Below are 22,049 nucleotides of genomic sequence, written 5' to 3' on the forward strand. Positions count from 1 at the left end.
GTTTTTATCGATAGTCAGGTGTTTTGCACGACCTCAGGATGAAGCGGTCGGCTCAACTCAAGCCCTTTGAAACCGGGGGTTTGGTGCTGATCTGGGCGCGCGGATGCAACGGTTGCGACCAACCTCATACTTACAAAAACAAAGGGAGTCCTTCATGGGCGAGCATGATTTAAACAGACGTCAATTCATTAAAACCGTGGGCGTGGCGTCCGTAGCCGCGGCGGCCATGAGTTTGCCCTTCGTCAAGGCCAATGCCAGCGACACACGCTTCCAGGGCAAAACCCTGCGTTTGCTGACCTGGTCGGATGACACCGGTCTTGCCGCACTGCGCAACATCGCGGCAACCTTCGAAGACAAATACGGCTGCAAGGTCATCGCTGACCGCACCGGCAGCACCTCGGAAATGGTCGCCAAGCTCAAGGCCGGCGGTGATCGTCCGCAGTACGACATCATCACCCTGGCAGGCGTCGGCGCCGAAGGTCTGGCCGCGGCCAACCTGCTGGAAAAGCCCGACCTCAACCGCATTCCCAACCTGGTCGACGTGCCGGAGAAATACCGCACCGGCGCCAATGGCCACGGTATCGGTTACCTGCTCTGGTGCAACAGCCTGGTCTACAGCACCCGCACCATCAAGGAAGCGCCGGACAGCTACGCCTCCCTGTGGGATCCCGAGCTGGCGCCGAACATTTTCCTGCCGCCGCCGAACTGGACCGAAGCGATGGACCTGATCATCATCGCCGCCAAACTGGCCGGTGGTGACGAACACAACATCGAGCCGGGCTTCAAGAAACTCGCCGAGCTGAAAGATCGCGTAGTGACCCTGGGTGAAAACCCGAACCAGATCGCCGAACTGTTCCGTACCGGTTCTCTGGACATGGGCGGCTTGTACGCACCGGCATTCTTCCCGAAACAGATCCGCGATCCGGCATACGGTCTGGGCGCCACCTTCGGCATGAAGGAAGGTTTCTACACCGACCTGATGCTCTCGGTGATGCCGAAGAATCGTCCGGGCGATACTGACCTGGCCTACGCCTTCATCAACCACTCTCTGGACCCACTGGTGCAGGGCAAGATGGCTGAGGACATCTACAACGGTCCGGTCAACGCCAAGGCGATCATCTCCGCCGAAGCGCGCAAGAGCCCGTACATCCTCACGCCTGAGCAGATTGCCGAGAAAGCGATCATGCACGACAACGCCTTCCTGGCCTCCGTGCATGACCAATGGATTCGTCGTTACACGGAAATCTTTTCTTCCTGATCGAGTGACGAACACAAGCCCTCAGAGCACCACAAATCTAAATGTGGGAGCGGGCTTGCTCGCGAATGCGGTGTGACATTCAACATTGATGTCGACTGACACGGCCCCTTCGCGAGCAAGCCCGCTCCCACACTAGAACGTCGTCGCTTCAAGTCTTGTGTTTGTCAGCTGCTTTCCATTGACGAGACCCTTGCTATGGAACACCAACCTCTGACTCATCCGGTCGCCGTCGCTGCATCGCGCGCTCCCCGGGGTGTTTCGCCGACGACGCGTGCCTGGTTTTTCCTCTCGCCGTCGATGCTGTTTCTGGGCGTATTGATCGCCGCCAGCCTCCTGGTTCTACGCATGAGCGTGGGCACCAAAGGCGCGGAATGGACCGGGTTCAGCCTGGCCAGTTACGCCCAATTGCTGGAACCGTATTACCTCAAATCCTTGCTGCTGACCCTGCGCCTGGCCTTGATCAGCGCGGTGATCGCGGTCGTGCTGGCGATCCCGGTGGCCTACACCATGTCGCGGCTGACCTCACCGTTTGTGCGACGGATCTTCCTCGCCGCGGTGCTGCTGCCATTGCTGGTCAACCTGTTGCTGCAAAGCTACGGCTGGCTGGTGATTCTCGGCCCTGGCGGAATGCTCAATCAGGCGCTGATGGGCCTGGGCCTGATCAAGCGCCCGATCATGTTGCTCTACAACCAGAACGGCGTACTGATGGGCCTGGTGCAAACCGCGTTCCCGCTGGCCGTGCTGCCGATTGCCAGCGCCATGCGCGGCGTCGCCCGTACTTATGAAGAAGCTGCTGCAACCCTGGGCGCCAGCCGTTTTCAGGTGTTCCGCCAGGTGGTGCTGCCGATGAGCATGCCGGGGATCATCACTGGCGCGACGTTGGTGTTCGCCTACAACGCCAGCAGCTTCGTGGTGCCATTGCTGCTCGGTGGTCGACGCGTGCCGATGCTGGCCGTGATGGTCCATGACCAGATCGCTCCGCTGATGAACTGGCCTGCCGCCTCCGCTGCCGGTGTGGTGCTGATTGTCACTACGCTCGCGATCATGACCTTGTCCGAATACATCACTGGCCGTCGTCGGCGCATGCTGGAGGCTTCCCAATGAGCACCCTGATCAAGAAACGTTATGGGCTGCTGCCCGGCGAGACCGGCAAGTTTGCCGGCATCCTGTCGGGCTTCATCCTGCTGCTGGCGGTATTGCCGATCCTGACCATGATCGTGATGTCGTTCAGCGGTGCGTCGAACCTCGACTTCCCGCCGAGCAGCTACAGCCTGCAATGGTACAAAGCCGCCTGGAATACCTTCGTGTCGCCGGATTCCAGCGATGTGCTGAGCCTCGGCAAAGCCATGACCACCAGCCTGATGGTGGCGTGCCTGACCATGGTCTTCGCCACGATTGTCGCCGTGCCGGCAGCTTACGCGCTGACCCGTTGTGAGTTCCGTGGCAAAGCCGTGGCGCTGCAACTGATGTCGCTGCCCTTGGTGTTTCCGATGGTGGTGTTGGGGCTGGCGCTATTGCTGGTGTTCGACAGCCTGCCATTTCAAATCACCACGTCGCGGCTGGTGATTGCCCACGTGATCCTGGCGCTACCGTTCGTGGTGAAAAACTGCACCGCCGCGATGCTCTCCATCGGCAGCGAAGTCGAAGAAGCCGCGCAGATGCTCGGTGCTTCGCCGACCCGCGCGATTATCGATGTGGTGGTGCCGTTGATGAAGTCGGGGATTCTGGCGGGGATGCTGCTGGCGTTCATCGTCTCGTTCAACGAATTCACCGTGACCTACTTCCTCTACACCATCGACGTCATGACCGTGCCGATCTGGATGTACAGCCGCACCGTGTCATCGCTCGACCCAACCGTTTTCTCGTTTGCCGTGCTGATCGTGCTGATCGACTTCGTCCTGATCTGGGCGTTGGAGAAGCTAGTCGGTGAAGGTGGCGTTTCGTTCTAGCTTCTGCCTGGAGGTGCCTGCGCTCGATCATGCTGCGTTAAAAGTCCACTCAGAATGCTCATTGACTAAAGTCAACTCCGCTTCTTCGCAGACTTTTGCCTTGCCTGATCTTCGCTCGGCGACCTCCAGCCAGAACCTTATTCTTGAGGTGCAACATGACTGGTCTGATTCTGGAAAACGTCGAGAAACATTACGGCTCGGCCTGCGCGGTAAAGGATGTAAACCTGCATTTACCTGAGGGCAAACTGGTGTGTTTCCTCGGCCCTTCGGGCTGCGGCAAAACCACCTTGCTGCGAATGATCGCAGGGCTCGAAACCCTGAGCGGCGGCGAGATTCGCCTGGACGGTGAAGACATCGGCCACACGCCTGCGCATCAACGTAATTTCGGCATGGTGTTTCAATCGCTGGCGCTGTTTCCGCACATGACGGTAGGGGAGAACATCGCCTATCCGCTGAAACTGCGTGGGGTCAGCAAGGCTGATCAGCAGGCGCGGGTGGTGGAGTTGCTGGAACTGATTCAGCTGAGCGAGATGATTGATCGTCCAGTGGCGAAGCTGTCTGGCGGTCAACGTCAGCGCGTGGCGATTGCCCGTGCGATTGCCAATCACCCGAAAATCCTCCTGCTCGACGAACCGCTGTCGGCGCTGGACGCCAAGCTGCGTGAATCGATGCAGGTGGAAATCCGTCAGCTGCAACAACGCTTGAACATCACCACCATCATGGTGACCCACGACCAGCGTGAAGCCATGACCATGGCGGATATCGTCGTGGTATTGGGTGAACATCGCGTGCAGCAAGTGGGCACGCCGATTGAGATTTATCGTCACCCGGCCAACGAGTTTGTTGCGGACTTTATCGGCTCGGGGAATATCTTCCCGGCCACGGCGCTGGGTAACGGCAAAGTGGGCTTGCCGGGTGGCGATGCGCTGGAAGTGCCGATCTGCAGCAGCATCGTGGTGGGTGAGAAGGTGAAGATGCTGATTCGCCCTGAGGACCTGCAACTGTCGCATCCGCAGGCGACGGCGGGGAATCGGTTGCTCGGTAAGGTGACGTTCGTGCGCGATATCGGCGCGACGATTGAGACGACCGTGGAGTGTTCCGGGGTGTCGTTTACGGCGTTGAGTACGCCGTGTCAGGGGTTTGGGTTGAGCATTGGCAATCCGGTGTCGGTGACCCTTCCGGCTGAGGCTTGCCGCGTACTCGGCGCCTGACTGACTGGCCCCATCGCGAGCAAGCTCGCTCCCACAGGGTTCTGGTGTACACCGATCCAATGTGGGAGCGAGCTTGCTCGCGATGAGGCCGGCAAAGCCAGCACAAAAAATCAGATCAAACCGTCAACCGCAACCGCGCCAAATCCCTTAACGGCGGCGCCCCGAACAACCGGCTGTACTCCCGGCTGAATTGCGAAGGGCTTTCATACCCGACCCGATACCCCGCCGCCGAAGCCTCCAACCCTTCCGCCAGCATCAACCGCCGCGCTTCTTGCAGGCGCAGTTGCTTCTGATACTGCAACGGACTCATCGCCGTCATCGCCTTGAACCGGTGATGCAACGTCGACACGCTCAGGTTCACTTCCTTCGCCAGATCATCGATGCGCAGCGGCTGCTCATAGTTGCCGTTGAGCCATTTGATCGCCTGGCTGATGCGATGGCTCTGGCTGTTGGCGATAGCGATTTCGTACAGCCGATGGCCCTGCTGGCTGCGCAACAACCGATAAAGAATCTCCCGGCGAATCAGCGGTGCGAGCATGGCGATGTCTTTCGGCGCATCCAGCAAACGCGCCAGACGCAGCACCGCGTCGAGCATCGCGGTGTCGATCCGTTCGACATACAAGCCGCGTCCCGTTGGCCGGGTGGGCACACCGAGAGGGCCGGCGTCGGCAATCAGCGCGGTGATTTCCGCCGGGTCGATATCCAGCCGCACCGCGAGGATCGGTTCTTCAGAAGTGACGTTCACCACGCGTCCGCTCAAGGGCATCGAGACCGACACCACCAGGTAATTCAACGGATCGTAATTGAAGTATTCATCGGCCAGCCTGACCTCTTTACGGCCCTGCGCCATGATGCACAGCGCGGGTTGCGCCAGTACCGGGGCAAACTCATGGGATTTACTGTGGCGAGACATGAAGAGCGAGCCGACGGCAGTCGCATAAGTGCCATCCTCCGCCGTGTTTTGGCGAATGATAGCGGCCAGTTCCGCGCGCTGTTTCTCCATGTCGGCGTCCAGCGGGGCTTGAAAATGATCGAGCGACGACATGCTAGGCATCCTCGGTGAGGCGTTGGTAATGAGCTGAGCTTAAGTTTGTGCAAGACGAAGCGGTAGACACATCCTGCCTCAACCTTGCCTGATTCTGCATGGCGTGAATTAACGGTGCCTCTATGACAGGGCAACCCAAGGAAAACTTGCTTGAAAGCCCTGTTTCATTGGCACGAAAGCTTTTACAGGTTGTTACAGGTTTTTCGAGAAGCCGCGCAGGATTGTGCAACAAGCCGGCAGGAATCGACTAACCGCGATGGAAGGGGCGCGCTTAACCTTGGATCCTGTCGCAGCCCGTCCCACGGCTGCCACTCGAGTACCTGGGAGGGTTGAACATGTCTACGCAGATCCCCGTCAGTCATATGGCCTTTGTCCGCGCCCGCGCCGGGCGTTCGGCAGAGCTCGGTGCGCGCCTGAGCGCCTTGATCGAGCCGTCCCGCAGCGCACCGGGTTGCCTGAATTTTGCCCTGCAACATTCGCAGTGCGATCCGGAGTTGTGGCTGGTGTCCGGTTTCTGGATGAACCAGCAGGCCATGACCGCTTATTTCAACACCCCGGCCATGCAGGTTTTTGCCGGGTTGGTGCAAGACCTGGTGGTCAACAGCCTGGATTTTCATACCTTCAAGGACGTGTCGGCCGCCCAGGCGCTGGGGCAGTCCCAGTCGTGGGTACACAAAATGGCGGGTTGAGGGTTTAATGGCTCAATTCTCCATTCAGCCAGGATCCACGACATGGCACGCAAAGCCTTTGAAACCTTCGAAGCCGTATCTGCCGTAGTACCCCGTGAGGGCGGCTATCACGCCGCAATCGCCACCAAAGCCATCGGTGGTTCGGGTGCACCGCGCTTTCACAAGCTGCTCGAAGAACAGACCTTCAAAACTGCCCATGAGGCCGATGAGGCCGCAGCCAAAGAACTGACCCGTCTCAGGGACGTCAGCGAAGACGGCGACCTGATCTGGTAATTACTTGACCGCCCCCGGGCGATACATCTTGAACAACGCCTCAGGCCCCAGCTGGAAATAATCCGCTGGCCCGCCGCCGCGCAGAATCGGTTCTGCCGCGGCGGTGTCGTACACCCCATCCTTCAACAGCCACTTGGCGATATGCACGGCGACCACTTCGCCGAGAATCAGCCAGCTCGGCACCACGTTGCCATCGGCCCGCTGCAACTGAATGATCTGCGTGACCTTGCACTCGAAGGACACCGGGCTTTCGGCGACGCGTGGCACCTGAATGATTTTCGACGCTGCCGGCGTCAGCCCGGACAGCTCGAACTCGTTGACCTCAGGCCCGACCATGGCAGAGCACTGGTTCATCTGCTCGGCCAGCGGACGGGTCGCCAGGTTCCAGGCGAATTCGCCGGTTCGCTCGATGTTATTCAGGCTGTCTTTGCGCCCGACACTGGAAAATCCAATGATCGGCGGAATGTAGTTGAAGGCGTTGAAGAAGCTGTAGGGCGCCAGGTTCAAGCGGCCATCGGCATCCTGAGAGGAAATCCAGCCAATGGGACGCGGGCCGACGATGGCATTGAACGGGTCATGCGGCAGGCCGTGGCCGTTGGCGGGTTCGTAGAAATGGATGTCGTCGGGCATGGAGGGGATTCCTGAACGCTGGGGAGTCGGTCATGGTGCAAGGACCCGCGGCATATTTCCAGCACAACCTCCTACAGGTTCTGTGGTGTTTTTTCAAAAAGCAAAAGGGGCAGACCTTGGCCAGGTCTGCCCCTTTTTTGTGTTGCCGGCGGACTTAGTCCGTCTCGATCCGCGAATGCGTGCGGGTGTCTTTCATGGTCACGTAGACCAGCAACGACACGGCAATACACGCGGTGACATACCAGTAGTAACCGGTTTCCATACCGATGCTCTTGAACCACAGCGCGATGTATTCAGCGGTGCCGCCGAAGATCGACACGGTCAGCGCGTACGGCAGGCCGACGCCCAGTGCACGGATTTCGGTCGGGAACAGTTCGGCTTTGACCACCGCGTTGATCGAGGTGTAGCCGCTGACGATGATCAGCGCCGCCATGATCAGGAAGAACGCGCCCCACCAGGTCTGGACGGTGTGCAGGGTGGTCAGGATCGGCACGGTGAACAGTGTCCCGAGAATACCGAAGGCAATCAGGATCGGCCGGCGACCGACTTTATCCGAGAGCCCGCCAACGAGCGGTTGCAGGCACATGAACAGGAACAGCGTGGCGGCCGAAATAGTGGTGGAGTCGGAGATGCTCATGCCGACGGTGTTCACCAGGTATTTCTGCATGTACGTGGTGTAGGTGTAGAACGCCAGGGTGCCGCCCATGGTCAGGCCGACCACGGTCATCAGTTCCTTCGGATGACGCATCAAGGTGCGCATCGCACTTTCCTTGGCCTTCTCTTTCTTGGTGAAAGATTCGGTTTCTTCCATGCCACGACGCAGGTACAGCGCGACCACGGCACACAGCGCGCCGATGGCGAACGGGATGCGCCAGCCCCAGGCGTACAGCTCTTCAGTGGTCAGGGTCTGTTGCAGCACGATCAGCACCGCCAACGCGATGAGCTGGCCGGAGATCAGGGTCACGTACTGGAAGCTGGAGTAGAAGCCGCGACGATCCTTGGTCGCCATCTCGCTGAGGTACGTTGCCGAGGTGCCGTACTCGCCACCGACCGACAGGCCCTGCAGCAGGCGGGCGAAAATCAGCAGGATCGGTGCGCCAATGCCAATGGTTTCATAACCAGGGCTCAGGGCAATCAGCAGCGAGCCGAAACACATCAGATACACCGAAGCCATCAGTGCTTTCTTGCGACCGGCCTTGTCGGCGTAGAGGCCCATCAGCCAGCCACCGATCGGGCGCATCAGGAAGCCCACGGCGAAGATCGCGGCGGTGTTCAGCAGTTGTGCGGTGGTGTCGCCTTTGGGGAAAAAGGCCTTGGCGAAGTACAGGGAGAAGGCGGCGTAGACATACCAGTCGTACCACTCGACCATGTTGCCGACCGAGCCGCTGAAGATCGATTTGATGCGACTGGCAGTGGTTCTTTCTTTGGCAGGCGAAGCTGCCGACCCAAGAGGCAGGGTTTGTGAGTTATCCATGACGGATCCTTCATTTAATTGTTTTTGTGGAGCGCGTTGAAACGCAGCCTGCTTGGGCTATAGCAGGAGGTGTGCCAAAGAGAGGAGGGCCGGTTTAGAGGGGGTAGGACGTTTTGTTGAGCGGATAGTTGCTCAGGGTTTGCCTATGGATGAGCGGATTTCCGCCGATTGATCGTTCCCACGCTCTGCGTGGGAATGCCTCAACGGACGCTTCGCGTTCGGCTTTTGGGACGCAGAGCGTCCCGGGCTACATTCCCACGCGGAGCGTGGGAACGATCGGTTAGATGAACATCTCGCGGGTCAGGCCATGCCGTTGCATCTTTTCATTAAAGGTCCGGCGCGGCAGTTGCAGCTCTTCAAGCACCGCTTTCACATCACCCTTATGCCGGGTCAATGCCGCGCGCAAACAATGCGCTTCAAACGCTTCCTGCTGCGCCGCCAGCGATTGCCCAGGATCGATCCCCACCGGTTCCGGCTCGCCCAGTCCCAATACCTGACGTTCGGCAACGTTCGCCAATTCGCGCACATTTCCCGGCCAGTCGTGGCTCAGCAGGTGGCTCAACTGCGGGCCGCTCAGCGGTGGGAAAGTGCGCCCCAAACGCTCGGCGGCATTTTGTGCAAACGACTCGAACAACAACGGAATGTCTTCACGCCGCTCGCGCAACGGCGGCAACCGCAACTCGGCCACGTTCAACCGATAGGCCAGGTCCTCGCGAAAGCGTCCGGCCCGTGCTTCGTCCAGCAAGTCGGGTTTGGTTGCGGCGATGATCCGCAAATCCACGCGGATGCTCTGATTCGAGCCCAACCGCTCCAGCTTCTGCTCCTGCAACACCCGCAGCAATTTCACCTGCTGGGCCAAAGGCATGCTTTCGATTTCATCGAGAAACAGCGTTCCGCCATCGGCGTATTCGAGCTTGCCGATGCGTTTGCCCGAGGCGCCGGTGAACGCGCCGCTCTCGTGACCGAACAGCTCGGCCTCGAACAACTGCTCGGGGATCGCCGCACAGTTCAATGCCACAAACGGTTTGTCGGCACGCGGACCGAAGTCGTGCAGGCAACGGGCGACCAATTCCTTGCCGCTGCCGGTTTCACCGCGAATCAACACATTGACCGGCAGCGTCGCCAGATCCAGCACTTGCCGACGCAGCGTCTGCAAACCACGGGACACGCCCAGCAACGTCGCATCGAGTTTGGCGCGGTTGTCTGCTTGCTCATGCAGGGCGCGGTTTTCCAGCACCAGCCGCCGCTTGTCCAGCGCACGGCGCAGGCTGCCGAGCAGGGTTTCGGGGCTGAAAGGTTTTTCAAGGAAGTCGTAGGCGCCATCGCGCATGGCTTCGACCGCCATCGGCACATCACCGTGACCGGTCAGCAGAATCACCGGCAAGTCGGCATCGCGGCGCTGAACCTCGGCCAGCAATTCCAGGCCGGTCATGCCCGGCATGCGCACGTCGCTGAGGATCACTCCGGGGAAATGCTTCGGCAGCTGCGCCAGGCACTCATCGGCGCGGCTGAACAACTGCACCTCGAACCCCGACAGGCTCAGCCATTGTTCAACGGCACTGCGAATACTGCTTTCGTCGTCGACCACCATCACTGAATTCAACATGAGCCAGGGGCCTCCAGGTCGATGGGCAAGGTCACGGTGAACACCGCGCCGTTTGCATGATTGTCGGCGCTCAGGCGTCCGCCCGATTCGTGAACGATGGCAAAGGATACGGCCAGCCCGAGACCCAGGCCATCACCCACCGGTTTAGTGGTGAAGAACGGATCAAACACGTTGGCCAAGTGCTCTTTGGCAATACCGCCACCGTTGTCGGTGACCGTCAGGCGCCAGAGTTGTTCATCGGCTTCGAGACGGATTTCCAGGCGTTTGCAGGGCTTGTCCTGCATGGCGTCCAGGGCATTGCGCAGCAAATTGATCAGCACCTGTTCCAGACGAATCGCATCGCCACGCACCCACGCCGGGCGCGTCAGGTGCAGCACCGTGCTGACCTGTTCATCGCGCAACCTTGTGTCGAGCAGCTGCAATGATTGGTCGACCACCGCTGCCAGGTCCAGGCGTTCGCGCAGACCACTGGGGCTTTTGCGGGCGAAGGTTTTCAGGTGGCCGGTCAGGGCGGCCATGCGCGTCAGCATGTCATCCACCGGTTTGAGTGCCTTGTAAGCGTCGTCAACCCGGCCGTGATCGAGCAGCAGCCTCAGAGTAGCAAGCTGCATGCGCTGGGCGGTCAGCGGCTGGTTGATTTCATGGGCCAGCGCGGCAGACATCTGGCCGAGGGCGGCGAGCTTGGCCGATTGCACCAGACCGTCCTGAGCGGTGCGCAGGTCGCGAGTGCGCTCTTCCACCAGTTGTTCGAGCTCTTCGCGACTGCGCTGGCGCAGTTTGGCCAGACGCCAGCGCTGATTGAGGAACAGCAACAGAAACACCATCGCCAGCCACAACCCGGCGGCGGCGAGCCCGGCGTTGCGGCTGTCTTCGAACGCGACTTGCGGGCGGCGCAGCAGGTGCAGCGTCCAGCCTTCAGTGCTCAGCGGCAGCGATTCCCACAGGTAATTCGCCGTCCCGTCAGGCCCCACGACCCGCGTCAGATCACTGTTGTCGTCAAAGCGCCGCACCGATTGATACTCGAGCGGGGTCAGCGGTTGTTTGTCGTATTGGCGGGTGGTCTTGAGTTCAGCGTGATCGCTGTCACTCAGCGGTTTCAACAGCCGATAGCGCCAGCCCGGCTGATTGGCGATGAAGATAATCCCGCGCGCATCGCTGACCAGCAGCGTGTCGCTGCCCTGACGCCACTCGCGCTCCAGTTCCGGAAATTCGAGCTTCACCACCATCGCGCCGAGGAACTGACCACTGTCACCGGTGACCGCGCTGGACAGGAAGTAACCGGGAATGCCGCTGGTCACGCCTACCGCGTAAAAGCGCCCGGTGCCCTGGGTGCGGGTCTGGCTGAAGTAGGGGCGAAAGCCATAGTTGTGGCCGACGTAACTGCTGGGCAAACGCCAGTTGCTGGCGGCCACGGCGAGGCCGGTATGGTCGAGCAATTCGAGGGTCGAGGATTGCGCCGCGCCGTTGATCTTTTCCAGTTTGCGGTTCAGTGCGTCCTGCTGTTCAGCGGATACCGGGCCGTTGAGGGCGCCACGCAACTCAGGGTCTAGCGCGAGCACGGCGGGCAGGGCGCGGTAGCGATCGATCAGGGTGTGCAGGGAATTGGCATAGAGCGCCAATTGCTGATTGGCGCGGGCGGCGTCTTCAACCAGGGCCTGGCGTTCGGCGTGACGCACGGCGAGCCCTGCTGCCAGCGCGGCACCGGCGAGGATCAGCAAGGTGTACAACGTCAGACGCAAGGTACGAGAGGTCGGCAGCATGCTTGTCGCAAACGCATAGAAGGTCGGGGCCGGCACCATAACATGGAGTGACGGCGGCCAATCGGTTTTTGCCGGGCACATCAGGCTGCGCGCTTCTCAATGAGGTGCCGCGAGACTCATACGGCAGGCTCGCTGGTGTGCCGTTCTACGCGGTTGATTCGCTGTTTTTGCGGTGAAGCTTCTGTACCAGTTTTCTGGGTTTGGGGACGGGCCTGCTGGATGCATGGGTCGCGATTTCGTTAGCCCGTTGTGCGAGCCGCTGGCTAGCGCCCTCTGCCTCGATTGGCACGTCAACAATGGCTTGTGCTTTCTCCAGCACCTGAGTGATTGCCTCAAAAGGATCGATACCGCTATGGAGCAGCTTCATCGCTTCACGTTGATTTTCGGAGGTGAGTTCCCCCAGCTGCTTGTAAAACAGGTCCTGAATTTGCACTGGGTAGGTATTGATGCTGTCTGCGAAATTTTTGATTTTGTCGATCAGATCCCTGCCTCCGTTGGCAATACTTTGGGCCCCATCGATGACTTTGTTCGTGGTATCGACAGCAGTGTTCAAGCCATCTTTGATTTCTTGGGTATGTAGCGTCTCCGCCAGCTTCAGGCCTTTCTTGAAAAAGTGATACCGCAGCAATGGCATCGCTATGGCGCCGACAACCATGCCGACAGCAGCGCCAATTCCGGTGCCGATACCGGGTACGACACTGCCAAGTGCCGAGGCCACTGTGGCTCCCGCAATCACACCTTTTACAACGGATTTGACGCCGTGTTTGGACCGAAGGAATTTACCCAGCGTCATGCTCTGCCGGACCTGGGCAATATCGGCGCCTTCGGGAATGAGGCCGTCGAATTCAGTCGCGAGGTTGTGTATCTGATCGACAGCATTTTTGGCTTTACCGAGTACGCCTACGAAATCCTTCGCCAGTTCAAACACCGCTTTGAATGTGCCCGACTTGTCGACGTACAGAAGCGGGTTGTTGCCTACAAATCCATACAAATTCAGCCCGTCCACAGCCCCCGCCGGGTCGGCACTGACCCAACGTTGCAGCCACGGTGCGTAATAACGGGCGCCGTAGTAATACAACCCGCTGTCATCCATTTCCTTACCCGAATAGCGGATGGTTTTGTAATCGACGCCTACCTCACTTCCTCGCGCGAACCAGGCCGTGGCGCCGAACGGGTAATAACCTTCCTGGCTGATCACTTGCGCATCTTGATCGAGTTCCAGCGCGCAGGAACCCAAGTGATCGTCGAGGCTGTAGCGCAATTGATCGGCAGCGATGTTGGCGGGTTTGTCGCTGACCCAGTGCAGGCAACGTACGCTGCCGTGCCCGGTGGGCAGGGTGATCACGTGCAGTTCTTCGCCGTTGTCGCGGGTGCGGATTTCCAGCCCCGGCAGGTAGGTCACCTCCTGGAAATGGCTGAGCGACGAGGTGTGGGTTTCATGACGTTTGTACACGCGTACGCCCTGGCTGTAGCGGTAGAACTCTTCGTCATCGGGGCCGTTGGCGCGTTTGACCAGCGTCACCGATTCCAGTTGGTCGAGGCTGTTCCACCGCAAGGCCTTGCCCGGCTGCAAGGCCTGGAGATTGCCGTGGTGGTCGAACAACTCGGGAAAGTCGGGTACAGGATCTCCCTCTTTCCAGCGCACACCGCGGTTGCTGGCAGGGTCGATGAACATCTCGCGGGTGTGTGAGGCGCCCGCCCGCCCGTGACGCAATTTCTTCAAATTGCCGCCGGGGTCGTACTCGTAGTGTTGCGTGTAGTTGAGCCGATTGTTGGGGTCGCCGGGCGAGGGCCGGCCCGGAATGTCCGACGGTGGCGCATCGTCGTAACCGGTGGCGCTGGTCAGCCGGTACAGCGAGTCATAGGTGAAGTCGCGGTGGCCGTCGATGAGCTGGTTGGCGAAATAGATCGGCTTGAAGGCGTGGTCTTCGATGCGGGTGATGTTGCCCACAGAATCGTAGAAGTACTCGACATCCTGCAGCGCCGGTTCGGCGTTTTTTTGTGCGCGTTGTGTAGACAGGCGTCCAGTGGCCGGGTCGTAGGTCCAGGTGCTCAGCACGTCGTTGGCGGGGCGTTGTTCGATGATCTGGCCGGCGGCATTGTACTGCGCGTCTTTCAGAACCGATTCCCAACTCAAGCCATCTTTGATCCGCAGCTGAACCTGCTGGAGCTGCCCGGCGACGTCGTAACGCAACTGTTGCTGGTGATCACCGGCATCGGTCTGGCTCAGCAGTGTGCCGAGCGGGCTATACATTCGGCTGCTGCGGTAGGGCTTGCCCTCGACCAGGGTTCGGGTTTCGCGCAGTGGCTGGCCCAGCAGGCTGTAGCTGTCGAGACTCAAGGTGCCGGAGCGGTCGACCTGCTCGGTCAATTGACCACGCAGGTTGAAAGCAGGATCGGCGGAGGCATCGGCATAGGTAAAGGATTCGACGTGCGGCTCACCGTTTTCCTCGATGGCAACCGGGCGCAACTGAGGGTCGTAGGTGGTGCGCCAATGACTGCCGCGTTGATCCCAGCGCTGGAGTTCTTCACCGGCGAGCCCTGGCAGGCTCAGACGCCAGCCGGCATCGACGCTGTCGATCTTTAGTGGCTCACCGGAAAGGCGGTAAACCGTGGTCAGGTTGGGGGCGATACCGAACAGTCGTGGGTCCGATTGCTCGACCATTCGCCCGGCCACATCGTGCCGTTGGCGGGTAATGAGCGCCTCCACGGGGCCGTCGGCGACAGCGCGCAGATAAGCGACCTGGCGGACCGACAGCCCCCGGCTTTCATTCACAGTGAGCGAGGGCGTGCGGCGGTGCACTGAGCTATCCATTCTTGGTCCACTAGTTGTGCTGTCTGGAATGTTTGTTGGAGGCCAGATGAGCACGCTGTAGTAAATACTGATTATCCGTGGTGCCCATTTCTTTATAGGCGGCCAACCCTCTTTGTGCGTGTGTGATGTTGGCAAGGGTGGCACTGGTCTGCTGGCGCAAGGCTGACCGGCTAATCGGTGCCAGGTCTTCTTTAGGGGTCATGTTGTTGACGTTGGGGAGCAGGTCGCCCGGGTGGATAACGTCGGTGCCCAATGCATCGAAAGCCGCTTCAGCCCAAGCGAAACGTTGTTCGACAGCGTCTTTCCAGTCACTGAGCATCGTCTCGATTTTGCCGATCTTCACCGGATCGAGCCGGTTGCTGATGTCTTCGGCTTCGATTGCTCGAGCAAACATATTGAGGGCGCCGGGGATGATCGATATCCACGAGGCCATCACCCTGTTCATCAGAAACTCAGGGTTGAGCACTGAGTTGAGTGCCGGATGGATCACCTCATTCTTGAAATCTTTCCAGGAGTTGATTTCCTTGACTGGATCAGTGACACCCAAGGCGCGGTCGATCGCTTCAACTGACATCTTCGAGGTTTGCGGTATAAGTGCGCCGAATCGCCCAATACTGTTCATGACCGGAGCGGCCATCGCACCGGCCACATCCCCGCCGACGTTGCCACCGACCAGCCCCCCGGCCGTCGTGTATGGAGTCGTAAAAGGCATGCCGGGAACAACAAGGTCGACTTGTCCGCCGCCTGCAACTCCGCCCTCATAGCCGATGATCCCGGCGACCACCTCGCCCGCCATATTCATCGCCAGATTTCTTTTGATGTGCTTTTGATCAATGATGTTGTGAAGTTGTCCGAGTGTCCGCTCGGCATGTTCACCGACTGCGGAAATAAAGCCCGAGTAGAGCTTGATGACACCTTCCGCTCTGCTCCCTCCCTCGGGATCCACATAACGCAGTGGATTGTTCCCCACAAACCCATACAAATTCAGCCCGTCCACAGCCCCCGCCGGGTCGGCACTGACCCAACGTTGCAGCCACGGTGCGTAATAACGGGCGCCGTAGTAATACAACCCGCTGTCATCCATTTCCTTACCTGAATAGCGGATGGTTTTGTAGTCGACGCCTACCTCACTTCCTCGCGCGAACCAGGCGGTGGCGCCGAACGGGTAATAACCTTCCTGGCTGATCACTTGCGCCTGTTGATCGAGTTCAATCGCGCAGGAACCCAAGTGATCATCAAGGCTGTAGCGCAGCTGATCGGCTTCGATTCCGACAGGTTTGCCGCTCTTCCAGTGCAGGCATCGCACGCTGCCGTGCCCGCCGGGCAGGGTGATCACATGCAATTCTTCGCCGTTGTCGCGGGTGCGGATTTCCAGCCCCGGCAGGTAGATCACCTCCTGGAAATGGCTGAGCGATGAGGTGTGGGTTTCATGGCGTTTGTACACGCGCACGCCCTGGCTGTAGCGGTAGAACTCCTGGTCATCGGGGCCGTTGGCGCGTTTGACCAGCGTCACCGATTCCAGTAGGTCGAGGCTGTTCCACCGCAAGGCCTTGCCCGGCTGCAAGGCCTGGAGATTGCCGTGGAGGTCGAACAATTCGGGAAAGTCGGGTACAGGATCTCCCTCTTTCCAGCGCACGCCGCGGTTGCTGGCAGGGTCGATGAACATCTCGCGGGTATGCGAGGCGCCCGTCCGCACGTGACGCAGTTTGATCAGGTTGCCGCCGGGATCGTACTCATAATCTTGTTGGTAGTTGAGCCGATTGTTGGGGTCGCCGGGCTGGGGCCGTCCCGGAACATCCGACGGCGGGGCATCGTCGTAACCGGTGGCGCTGACCAGCCGGTACAGCGAGTCATAGGTGAAGTCGCGGTGGCCGTCGACGAGCTGGTTGGCGAAATAGATCGGCTTGAAGGCGTGGTCTTCGATGCGGGTGATGTTGCCCACAGAATCGTAGAAGTACTCGACATCCTGCAGCGCCGGTTCGGCGTTTTTTTGTGCGCGTTGTGTAGACAGGCGTCCAGTGGCCGGGTCGTAGGTCCAGGTGCTCAGCACGTCGTTGCCGGGGCGTTGTTCGATGATCTGGCCGGCGGCATTGTACTGCGCGTCTTTCAGAACCGATTCCCAACTCAAGCCATCTTTGATCCGCAGCTGAACCTGCTGGAGCTGCCCGGCGACGTCGTAACGCAACTGTTGCTGGTGATCACCGGCATCGGTCTGGCTCAGCAGTGTGCCGAGCGGGCTATACATTCGGCTGCTGCGGTAGGGCTTGCCCTCGACCAGGGTTCGGGTTTCGCGCAGTGGCTGGCCCAGCAGGCTGTAGCTGTCGAGACTCAAGGTGCCGGAGCGGTCGACCTGCTCGGTCAATTGACCACGCAGGTTGAAAGCGGGATCGGCGGAGGCATCGGCATAGGTAAAGGATTCGACGTGCGGCTCACCGTTTTCCTCGATGGCAACCGGGCGCAACTGAGGGTCGTAGGTGGTGCGCCAATGACTGCCACGTTGGTCCCAGCGCTGCAGCGCTTCCCCGGCCAACCCTGGCAGGCTCAGACGCCAGCCGGAGTCGATACTGTCGATCTTCAGTGGCTCACCGGAAAGGCGGTAGACCGTGGCCAGGTTGGAGGCGACCCCGAACAGTCGCGGGTCCGATTGATCGAGCAATCGCCCGGCAGCGTCGTAGTGCTGGCGGGTGATCAGGGTTTCCACGGGGCCGGCAGCGACCTTGCGCAAGTACTCGATCTGGCGAATCGGCAAGCCCCGACTATCAATAACCGCCAGTTTCGGCGTGCGCCAATGGACCCCGGTCGTCATGGCTTGCCTGCCTTCAACTCACCTCCAGGCGGCGCAACGTAGGTGTCATTAAAGTCCAGGCTGGTGGTGTACCAGGGATGGATGATCTCGAGCGCGACATCTCCTTTGGCGTTGATGACTTTGTGCTGGCGACCCAGCACATCGTAAAAGTTCTGATCGTGATGGCCGAACTCACGGAAGGAATGGTCATTGATATAGCGATGCCCATTGGCGAAGTAAGGGCGAAATACCCGAACAGCCAGGCCTTTGTTGTTGTATTCCACACGTTCGCTGACGCGCCAGCGCGAGTCGGCGTGCGCGACCTTTGGTTTGCCGTCTTCAATCACCAGCTCACCGTTTTCCACCACAAACGCCGGACCGGGTTCGACCAATTGTTTGGTCTGCAGTGGCCGGCCGAAACCATCCACAAAGGCTTTGACGATCTGGATTTGCTGCAGCGCATCATCAAAGTAGCGGTCGGCGGTGAGGACAACGCTGTGCACCGGTTCGCGAGGAACTGTGTGGATCAGCTCGAGCAGCGCTTGCTCCGGCTCGCTCAGGGAGGTGAGTCGGGACAGGCGACGTCGGGCGCTGGCGCGAATGTGCAGGCTGGGTAGCACGTCACCTTGCGCAATCCAGGTGGTCAGCCAGTCAGGTGTCTGCCTGACGGAATGGGGGAGTTCGCCCATCCAGCTGAACAGGTCCTTGCGCAATACGCTGGCCGCTTTTTGCAGGGCGCCTTTCGGATCTTCGATGGCCGGGTCCGGACGATGGTCCACGGGACGTACGTGTTCATCGAGGGGGCGAAAACCAATGTCTTTGCCGTCTTCAGTTCCATAAAAACTGATGGCAAGGGGTTGTCCGGACGGCTCGTAAAGGGCTTCCTCGACATTGTCATTGGCATCGATGCTGCGCATGAGTTGCAGCGCGTGATAGTCATATTCGAAACGGGCTTCGCACCCGTCCGGCTGCGTGATGCTTTTCGGCAACAGACAGTAGGCGTCGTAGCGGGCGGTCGTGATGCCGTAACTGGGCGTTTCGTTGTACTCCATCACTTTGTAAAAACTATCGAGCTCGCCGTACTTGGCAAAACCATACCGGGACGACCATAGATTTCTCTCCTTGTCCTCTTCCTTGTCTGCCTCCTCGTCTATCCCCAGAACCAGAGGCATGGCCGAATAGCCGATTTTTTCCAGTTCGTCCCGAATAACGAGCGACGGCACCGTGTCGTAGGCTTGCAGTGCGGTCTCGTCCAGTTGGGCAATTTCCAGCGGTGCCCGCAGTGCCTCGAAATCGGCCTTGCCGTCGGCAAGCACTGTTCGGTCGTCAGTCTTGAAGTAGCGATATACCGACTGCGTGGTCAGTAGCCGCTGAGCGGCCCATTCGGGTGAGGCGTACAGCTCGATAAACCGTTCATGGGAGATATCTGCCGGAGAAAGTCCTGCGGGTGCCGTCCCCTTGGGCAAGACCATTGCGTTGCCCCGTTGCAGATAGGGCAGACCCAGTCGCCAGCCTTGCAGGTCTTCCTTCAAGTGAATGAACCTGGCGCGGGTTTCGTTCAGGTAATACGACTGTTGCGCCGGGTCATGGGCATCAAGCCACCATTTCTGTTCATCGACATCGTCGAAGGGCGGTTCATCGCTGGCGGTTCTGCGCCGTGCATAACTGACCGTGATGGCATGCACAGGCAGACCGAACTCGTCATGGCCCAACGCGATTTCATGGCGGCACAGCGGGTCATTCTCGAAGCGTTCGTACTGATAGCTGATCGTTTCCAGTTGCAAGGGCAGCATGATCGGGTAAGCGTCATGGTCTCCCTTTTTGCGCAGTTCGCGGACCTTGTAACGACTTTCCTCCACTGCAAAAGGTACCGCCGTGGCCAAGTCATCGTCGGCGGCGTAGGTCTCCACGCGCAGCACCGAACCGGCGAGGGCATGGGCGATTTCGTAGGCGGTGGCTTCGTCGGCGGGTGGGACGGGATCATCAAAATGGTCGTTGCGGTGATACCGGCAAAACAACGTGGGCTTCAAGGCAATGGCTTCAGGATCGCGATTGAAGTAGCCATCGCGTGGCAGATCGATCAGCCGTCCGGTATGAAACCAGGTGCAGACCAGCGCCGGGGCGGTAAAGCCGATGTCGTCTGCACGTGCGGCAGTTTCGCTGTCTGTCTGGCGCAGCAGGCCAAAGCCGCGAAACTCCCGGTTCTGGCCATCGTAATAACCCTGCGAATACTGGAAAAACTGGTTCAGGCGGTTGCCGGTGATTTCATCGAGCTGACTTTGTTGCTTGACCACAGGCACCGGGAACGGCAAGTAGCACACCGGGTCGATCGCCGGTTTTTCATCCAGCCATTCCTGCGCGGAACTGCGATACACCACCTGGGTGCTGCAGCCCATGTTGTTGTTACTGGCGACCAGCATGTAAGGCTTGGCGCTGACGAAATCGTAGCGCCAGTGCCGTGGTTTCATGTGCGGCACGGTCAAAATCAGGCTCGCGCACCCCAGGCCTTGCAGGTCGGCGAGGGTGACCTGGCACAGGCGGTCGTAACGAATGCCGTCGGGCCACGCAATGCTGACCGGGGTTTGCTCCAGACCATTGCCGCCGTGATTGAAATAGATCTCGAAACAGTCGGACTTCAGATAAATCAGTGCCGGTGCGCCAGAGCCGTCCAGGTCGGCAATCCGCACCCGCGCCGCATCGAATGTCGCGTAATCGAAGGGCAGGGCACTCATGACAAAACCTTCGCCGAACCGACCGTGGCCGAGGTTCGGCCAGCATTTGATTTCGTCGTGCCGGATGCGGCACAGCTCGGTCATGTCGCTGCCCAGCAAGTTGCCCAGCATCACCAGTTCGCTGCGTGAGTGGCTGAACAGCGGCAGGCGATCGGTGTCCGGTTTGTGCTCGACCTCCTGACCCGGTGCGAAACCTTCCTCACGCCGATTGGCGTACAGGCGCACGCTGCGCGGACCGATCAGCGCCATTGAGCTGAGCCCGTCGCCCATCAAGTCGCCAGACTGTGAAAGTGTGTGGAAGAACTCCACCGGGAACGCCGTAAAGGGAATGAACCCTGACCAGCTGCGATCGGGGTTGAGGGTGTGGAAACCGCTCATGCCCGGTGAGGCGAGGATCCAGTCCAGCCGGCCGTCGCCGGTCAGATCGGTCAACGCCTGATAGGTTGGTTGATTGCGATCGGCCACGGGGATGCGGTTCAGTTCAGTCCATGGGCCATAGCGGATGTCATCCGCCCCCGTCGGTGCTCGCAAGGGTTCGCGGTAATACCAGCTTTGGTCGTAACGACAGAGAAAACCCGGCACGCCTTCACCGAACAAATCAACGCACTGATGGAGCGCGCCGTCTTCGATACCGGGCATGTTTTCGAACGGGAAGAACGGGCTCGACTGCTGGTTGAGTTCGAAGCCTGAATAGTCGAATTCCACCGGTGGCATGTTTTCCACGGCGCCGCTGGCGTCGTACGCCTGATAGTGCGCTGCTGCCAGTTGGGTGTAGGACAGTGATGTTGTTTGGTATTCCAGCAGCAATCGACGAACCAGCGCTGGTTTCGGGCCCAACTGCTCGGGGAAGTGGTGAAACATCAGAACTTGATGGCACAGGCGTCGGGTACCCAGTTCGAATCCATAGGTGTAGCTGTGGAAGGGGTCGCTGCGCAACTGCCACTCGCCATAACCCTCGCCGGGAGTATCAAACGGCGGTCCGTAGAGCGGTTTCTTGTCAAGAGCGAGGGGGCGTTCACCGTAGTCGAACACCAAGTGGAAATGCCACGCAGGCGGTGCCAGCTTCAGTACGTTCCAGCCGTACAAGTGGCGGCTTGCCTCAAAATTGCCATAAAGCACACGCTGCAAGTAACGCTGCGAGCTGTAGTCATGTGCATTGTCTGGATCATGAGATTCTTCTGGTTTGTATTCGAAGCAGATGTGCTCGCCATGGGCATTCATGCTTTCCTGCAGAAGCCAAGCGCCCACCCGGTCTTCGGCCTGAGGGGCTACCCGACGGGATGCTTCGGTTTTGCCATAAAGATGCAGGCTGCCGTCCGCACCGTGCACCAGCCAGAATCCTTGAGGGGTGACGTCAGAACGCCACAGCTCGATCAGATCGAACGAACTCTCGACCCGTGGCCAGTAGCGCACAACGCGGTGCTCACCAATGGGGAGGCCGCGATAATGGGTTTCTGTTCTGGACGTTGGCTTGCCCTCGTCATCCAGCTCGGGCATCAACTCCTCGCCACCGGGGCCGACCATAATGTCGGTGGCGAGATAATCGGGCACGCCCTTGCTGGTCCGGCGAGTGATGGCACTGGAGCTCAAACGCCAGCCAATACCGAACGGACCGTTACCGCCCTGGCTGTCATAGCTCAGCACCATGGCGGGGTCGAAACCGCGTCCTCCTGAAAGGGGCAGCGGCAACTCGAACGAGGCACTGCCCGTCACACCGACCGATCCCCAGCTTTTGCCAATCGTGGCAATGGAAGCACTCTTGGCGATGGAGGGCTCAGTGATGCTCAGGGACGCTTGCTCTTCCATGGGGCTGATCCTGTGT

At 59.6% G+C, this 22,049-nt stretch carries 14 protein-coding genes; 6 read left to right on the plus strand and 8 right to left on the minus strand.

The features are described 5' to 3' along the window. The first annotated feature begins 154 nt into the window (after positions 1 to 154). From ACMXYI_RS12930 to ACMXYI_RS12945, 4 genes are all read left to right on the plus strand, one after another. A complete protein-coding gene (locus tag ACMXYI_RS12930; protein ID WP_415773494.1) occupies positions 155 to 1,258 on the plus strand; it encodes an ABC transporter substrate-binding protein in 1,104 nt (367 codons plus the stop codon). A gap of 195 nt (positions 1,259 to 1,453) precedes the next feature. After that, the gene (locus tag ACMXYI_RS12935; RefSeq protein WP_415773495.1) at positions 1,454 to 2,362 is read left to right on the plus strand and encodes an ABC transporter permease; all 909 of its coding nucleotides are present in this window, start codon (positions 1,454 to 1,456) and stop codon (positions 2,360 to 2,362) included. Continuing rightward, positions 2,359 to 3,207: an ABC transporter permease gene (locus ACMXYI_RS12940; protein ID WP_008156049.1), complete on the plus strand. Its 849-nt coding sequence runs from the start codon at positions 2,359 to 2,361 to the stop codon at positions 3,205 to 3,207. The genes ACMXYI_RS12935 and ACMXYI_RS12940 overlap by 4 nt, the downstream gene beginning before the upstream one ends. 155 nt (positions 3,208 to 3,362) lie before the next feature. Further along, positions 3,363 to 4,418 (plus strand): ABC transporter ATP-binding protein, encoded by a 1,056-nt coding sequence (locus ACMXYI_RS12945; protein ID WP_415773496.1) that lies wholly within the window; start codon positions 3,363 to 3,365, stop codon positions 4,416 to 4,418. A gap of 115 nt (positions 4,419 to 4,533) precedes the next feature. Here the strand turns inward: ACMXYI_RS12945 and ACMXYI_RS12950 are convergent, their stop codons facing one another. After that, the gene (locus ACMXYI_RS12950) at positions 4,534 to 5,463 is read right to left on the minus strand and encodes an AraC family transcriptional regulator (protein WP_415773497.1); all 930 of its coding nucleotides are present in this window, start codon (positions 5,461 to 5,463) and stop codon (positions 4,534 to 4,536) included. A 335-nt stretch (positions 5,464 to 5,798) separates the two neighbouring features. Here ACMXYI_RS12950 and ACMXYI_RS12955 point away from each other — a divergent pair, with 335 nt between their 5' ends. Further along, positions 5,799 to 6,152, plus strand: a complete 354-nt coding sequence (locus tag ACMXYI_RS12955) for a putative quinol monooxygenase (protein WP_415773498.1) — start codon at positions 5,799 to 5,801, stop codon at positions 6,150 to 6,152. A gap of 42 nt (positions 6,153 to 6,194) precedes the next feature. Continuing rightward, positions 6,195 to 6,425 (plus strand): hypothetical protein, encoded by a 231-nt coding sequence (locus ACMXYI_RS12960; protein WP_008156042.1) that lies wholly within the window; start codon positions 6,195 to 6,197, stop codon positions 6,423 to 6,425. Here the strand turns inward: ACMXYI_RS12960 and ACMXYI_RS12965 are convergent, their stop codons facing one another. The 7 genes from ACMXYI_RS12965 to ACMXYI_RS12995 form a co-directional block, all read right to left on the minus strand. Further along, on the minus strand, positions 6,426 to 7,055 hold the full coding sequence (locus ACMXYI_RS12965; protein ID WP_347803705.1) for a flavin reductase family protein: 630 nt from the start codon (positions 7,053 to 7,055) through the stop codon (positions 6,426 to 6,428). Between the two features lie 154 nt (positions 7,056 to 7,209). Then, complete coding sequence (locus ACMXYI_RS12970) at positions 7,210 to 8,529, minus strand: MFS transporter (protein ID WP_415773499.1); 1,320 nt, start codon at positions 8,527 to 8,529, stop codon at positions 7,210 to 7,212. Between the two features lie 280 nt (positions 8,530 to 8,809). Continuing rightward, positions 8,810 to 10,135 (minus strand): sigma-54-dependent transcriptional regulator, encoded by a 1,326-nt coding sequence (locus ACMXYI_RS12975; RefSeq protein ID WP_415773500.1) that lies wholly within the window; start codon positions 10,133 to 10,135, stop codon positions 8,810 to 8,812. Beyond that, the gene (locus ACMXYI_RS12980; protein WP_415773501.1) at positions 10,129 to 11,895 is read right to left on the minus strand and encodes a sensor histidine kinase; all 1,767 of its coding nucleotides are present in this window, start codon (positions 11,893 to 11,895) and stop codon (positions 10,129 to 10,131) included. Before ACMXYI_RS12980 ends, ACMXYI_RS12975 begins: the two co-directional genes overlap by 7 nt. A gap of 145 nt (positions 11,896 to 12,040) precedes the next feature. After that, the gene (locus tag ACMXYI_RS12985; RefSeq protein ID WP_415773502.1) at positions 12,041 to 14,710 is read right to left on the minus strand and encodes an RHS repeat domain-containing protein; all 2,670 of its coding nucleotides are present in this window, start codon (positions 14,708 to 14,710) and stop codon (positions 12,041 to 12,043) included. 10 nt (positions 14,711 to 14,720) lie between these two features. Next, positions 14,721 to 17,516 carry an RHS repeat domain-containing protein gene (locus tag ACMXYI_RS12990; protein ID WP_415773503.1) on the minus strand — a complete coding sequence of 932 codons (2,796 nt, stop codon included), beginning with the start codon at positions 17,514 to 17,516 and terminating at the stop codon, positions 14,721 to 14,723. Further along, on the minus strand, positions 17,513 to 22,033 hold the full coding sequence (locus ACMXYI_RS12995; protein WP_415773504.1) for a SpvB/TcaC N-terminal domain-containing protein: 4,521 nt from the start codon (positions 22,031 to 22,033) through the stop codon (positions 17,513 to 17,515). Before ACMXYI_RS12995 ends, ACMXYI_RS12990 begins: the two co-directional genes overlap by 4 nt. Between the last annotated feature and the right edge of the window lie 16 nt (positions 22,034 to 22,049).

Source organism: Pseudomonas lyxosi, assembly GCF_047758685.1.
Taxonomy (GTDB): domain Bacteria; phylum Pseudomonadota; class Gammaproteobacteria; order Pseudomonadales; family Pseudomonadaceae; genus Aquipseudomonas; species Aquipseudomonas lyxosi.

Bases quoted from the DNA above. Each gene is read 5' to 3' on its own strand.
- ACMXYI_RS12930 (WP_415773494.1), top strand. From the start codon at position 155: ATGGGCGAGCATGATTTAAACAGACGTCAATTCATTAAAACCGTGGGC.
- ACMXYI_RS12935 (WP_415773495.1), top strand. From the start codon at position 1,454: ATGGAACACCAACCTCTGACTCATCCGGTCGCCGTCGCTGCATCGCGC.
- ACMXYI_RS12940 (WP_008156049.1), top strand. From the start codon at position 2,359: ATGAGCACCCTGATCAAGAAACGTTATGGGCTGCTGCCCGGCGAGACC.
- ACMXYI_RS12945 (WP_415773496.1), top strand. From the start codon at position 3,363: ATGACTGGTCTGATTCTGGAAAACGTCGAGAAACATTACGGCTCGGCC.
- ACMXYI_RS12950 (WP_415773497.1), bottom strand. From the start codon at position 5,463: ATGTCGTCGCTCGATCATTTTCAAGCCCCGCTGGACGCCGACATGGAG.
- ACMXYI_RS12955 (WP_415773498.1), top strand. From the start codon at position 5,799: ATGTCTACGCAGATCCCCGTCAGTCATATGGCCTTTGTCCGCGCCCGC.
- ACMXYI_RS12960 (WP_008156042.1), top strand. From the start codon at position 6,195: ATGGCACGCAAAGCCTTTGAAACCTTCGAAGCCGTATCTGCCGTAGTA.
- ACMXYI_RS12965 (WP_347803705.1), bottom strand. From the start codon at position 7,055: ATGCCCGACGACATCCATTTCTACGAACCCGCCAACGGCCACGGCCTG.
- ACMXYI_RS12970 (WP_415773499.1), bottom strand. From the start codon at position 8,529: ATGGATAACTCACAAACCCTGCCTCTTGGGTCGGCAGCTTCGCCTGCC.
- ACMXYI_RS12975 (WP_415773500.1), bottom strand. From the start codon at position 10,135: ATGTTGAATTCAGTGATGGTGGTCGACGACGAAAGCAGTATTCGCAGT.
- ACMXYI_RS12980 (WP_415773501.1), bottom strand. From the start codon at position 11,895: ATGCTGCCGACCTCTCGTACCTTGCGTCTGACGTTGTACACCTTGCTG.
- ACMXYI_RS12985 (WP_415773502.1), bottom strand. From the start codon at position 14,710: ATGGATAGCTCAGTGCACCGCCGCACGCCCTCGCTCACTGTGAATGAA.
- ACMXYI_RS12990 (WP_415773503.1), bottom strand. From the start codon at position 17,516: ATGACGACCGGGGTCCATTGGCGCACGCCGAAACTGGCGGTTATTGAT.
- ACMXYI_RS12995 (WP_415773504.1), bottom strand. From the start codon at position 22,033: ATGGAAGAGCAAGCGTCCCTGAGCATCACTGAGCCCTCCATCGCCAAG.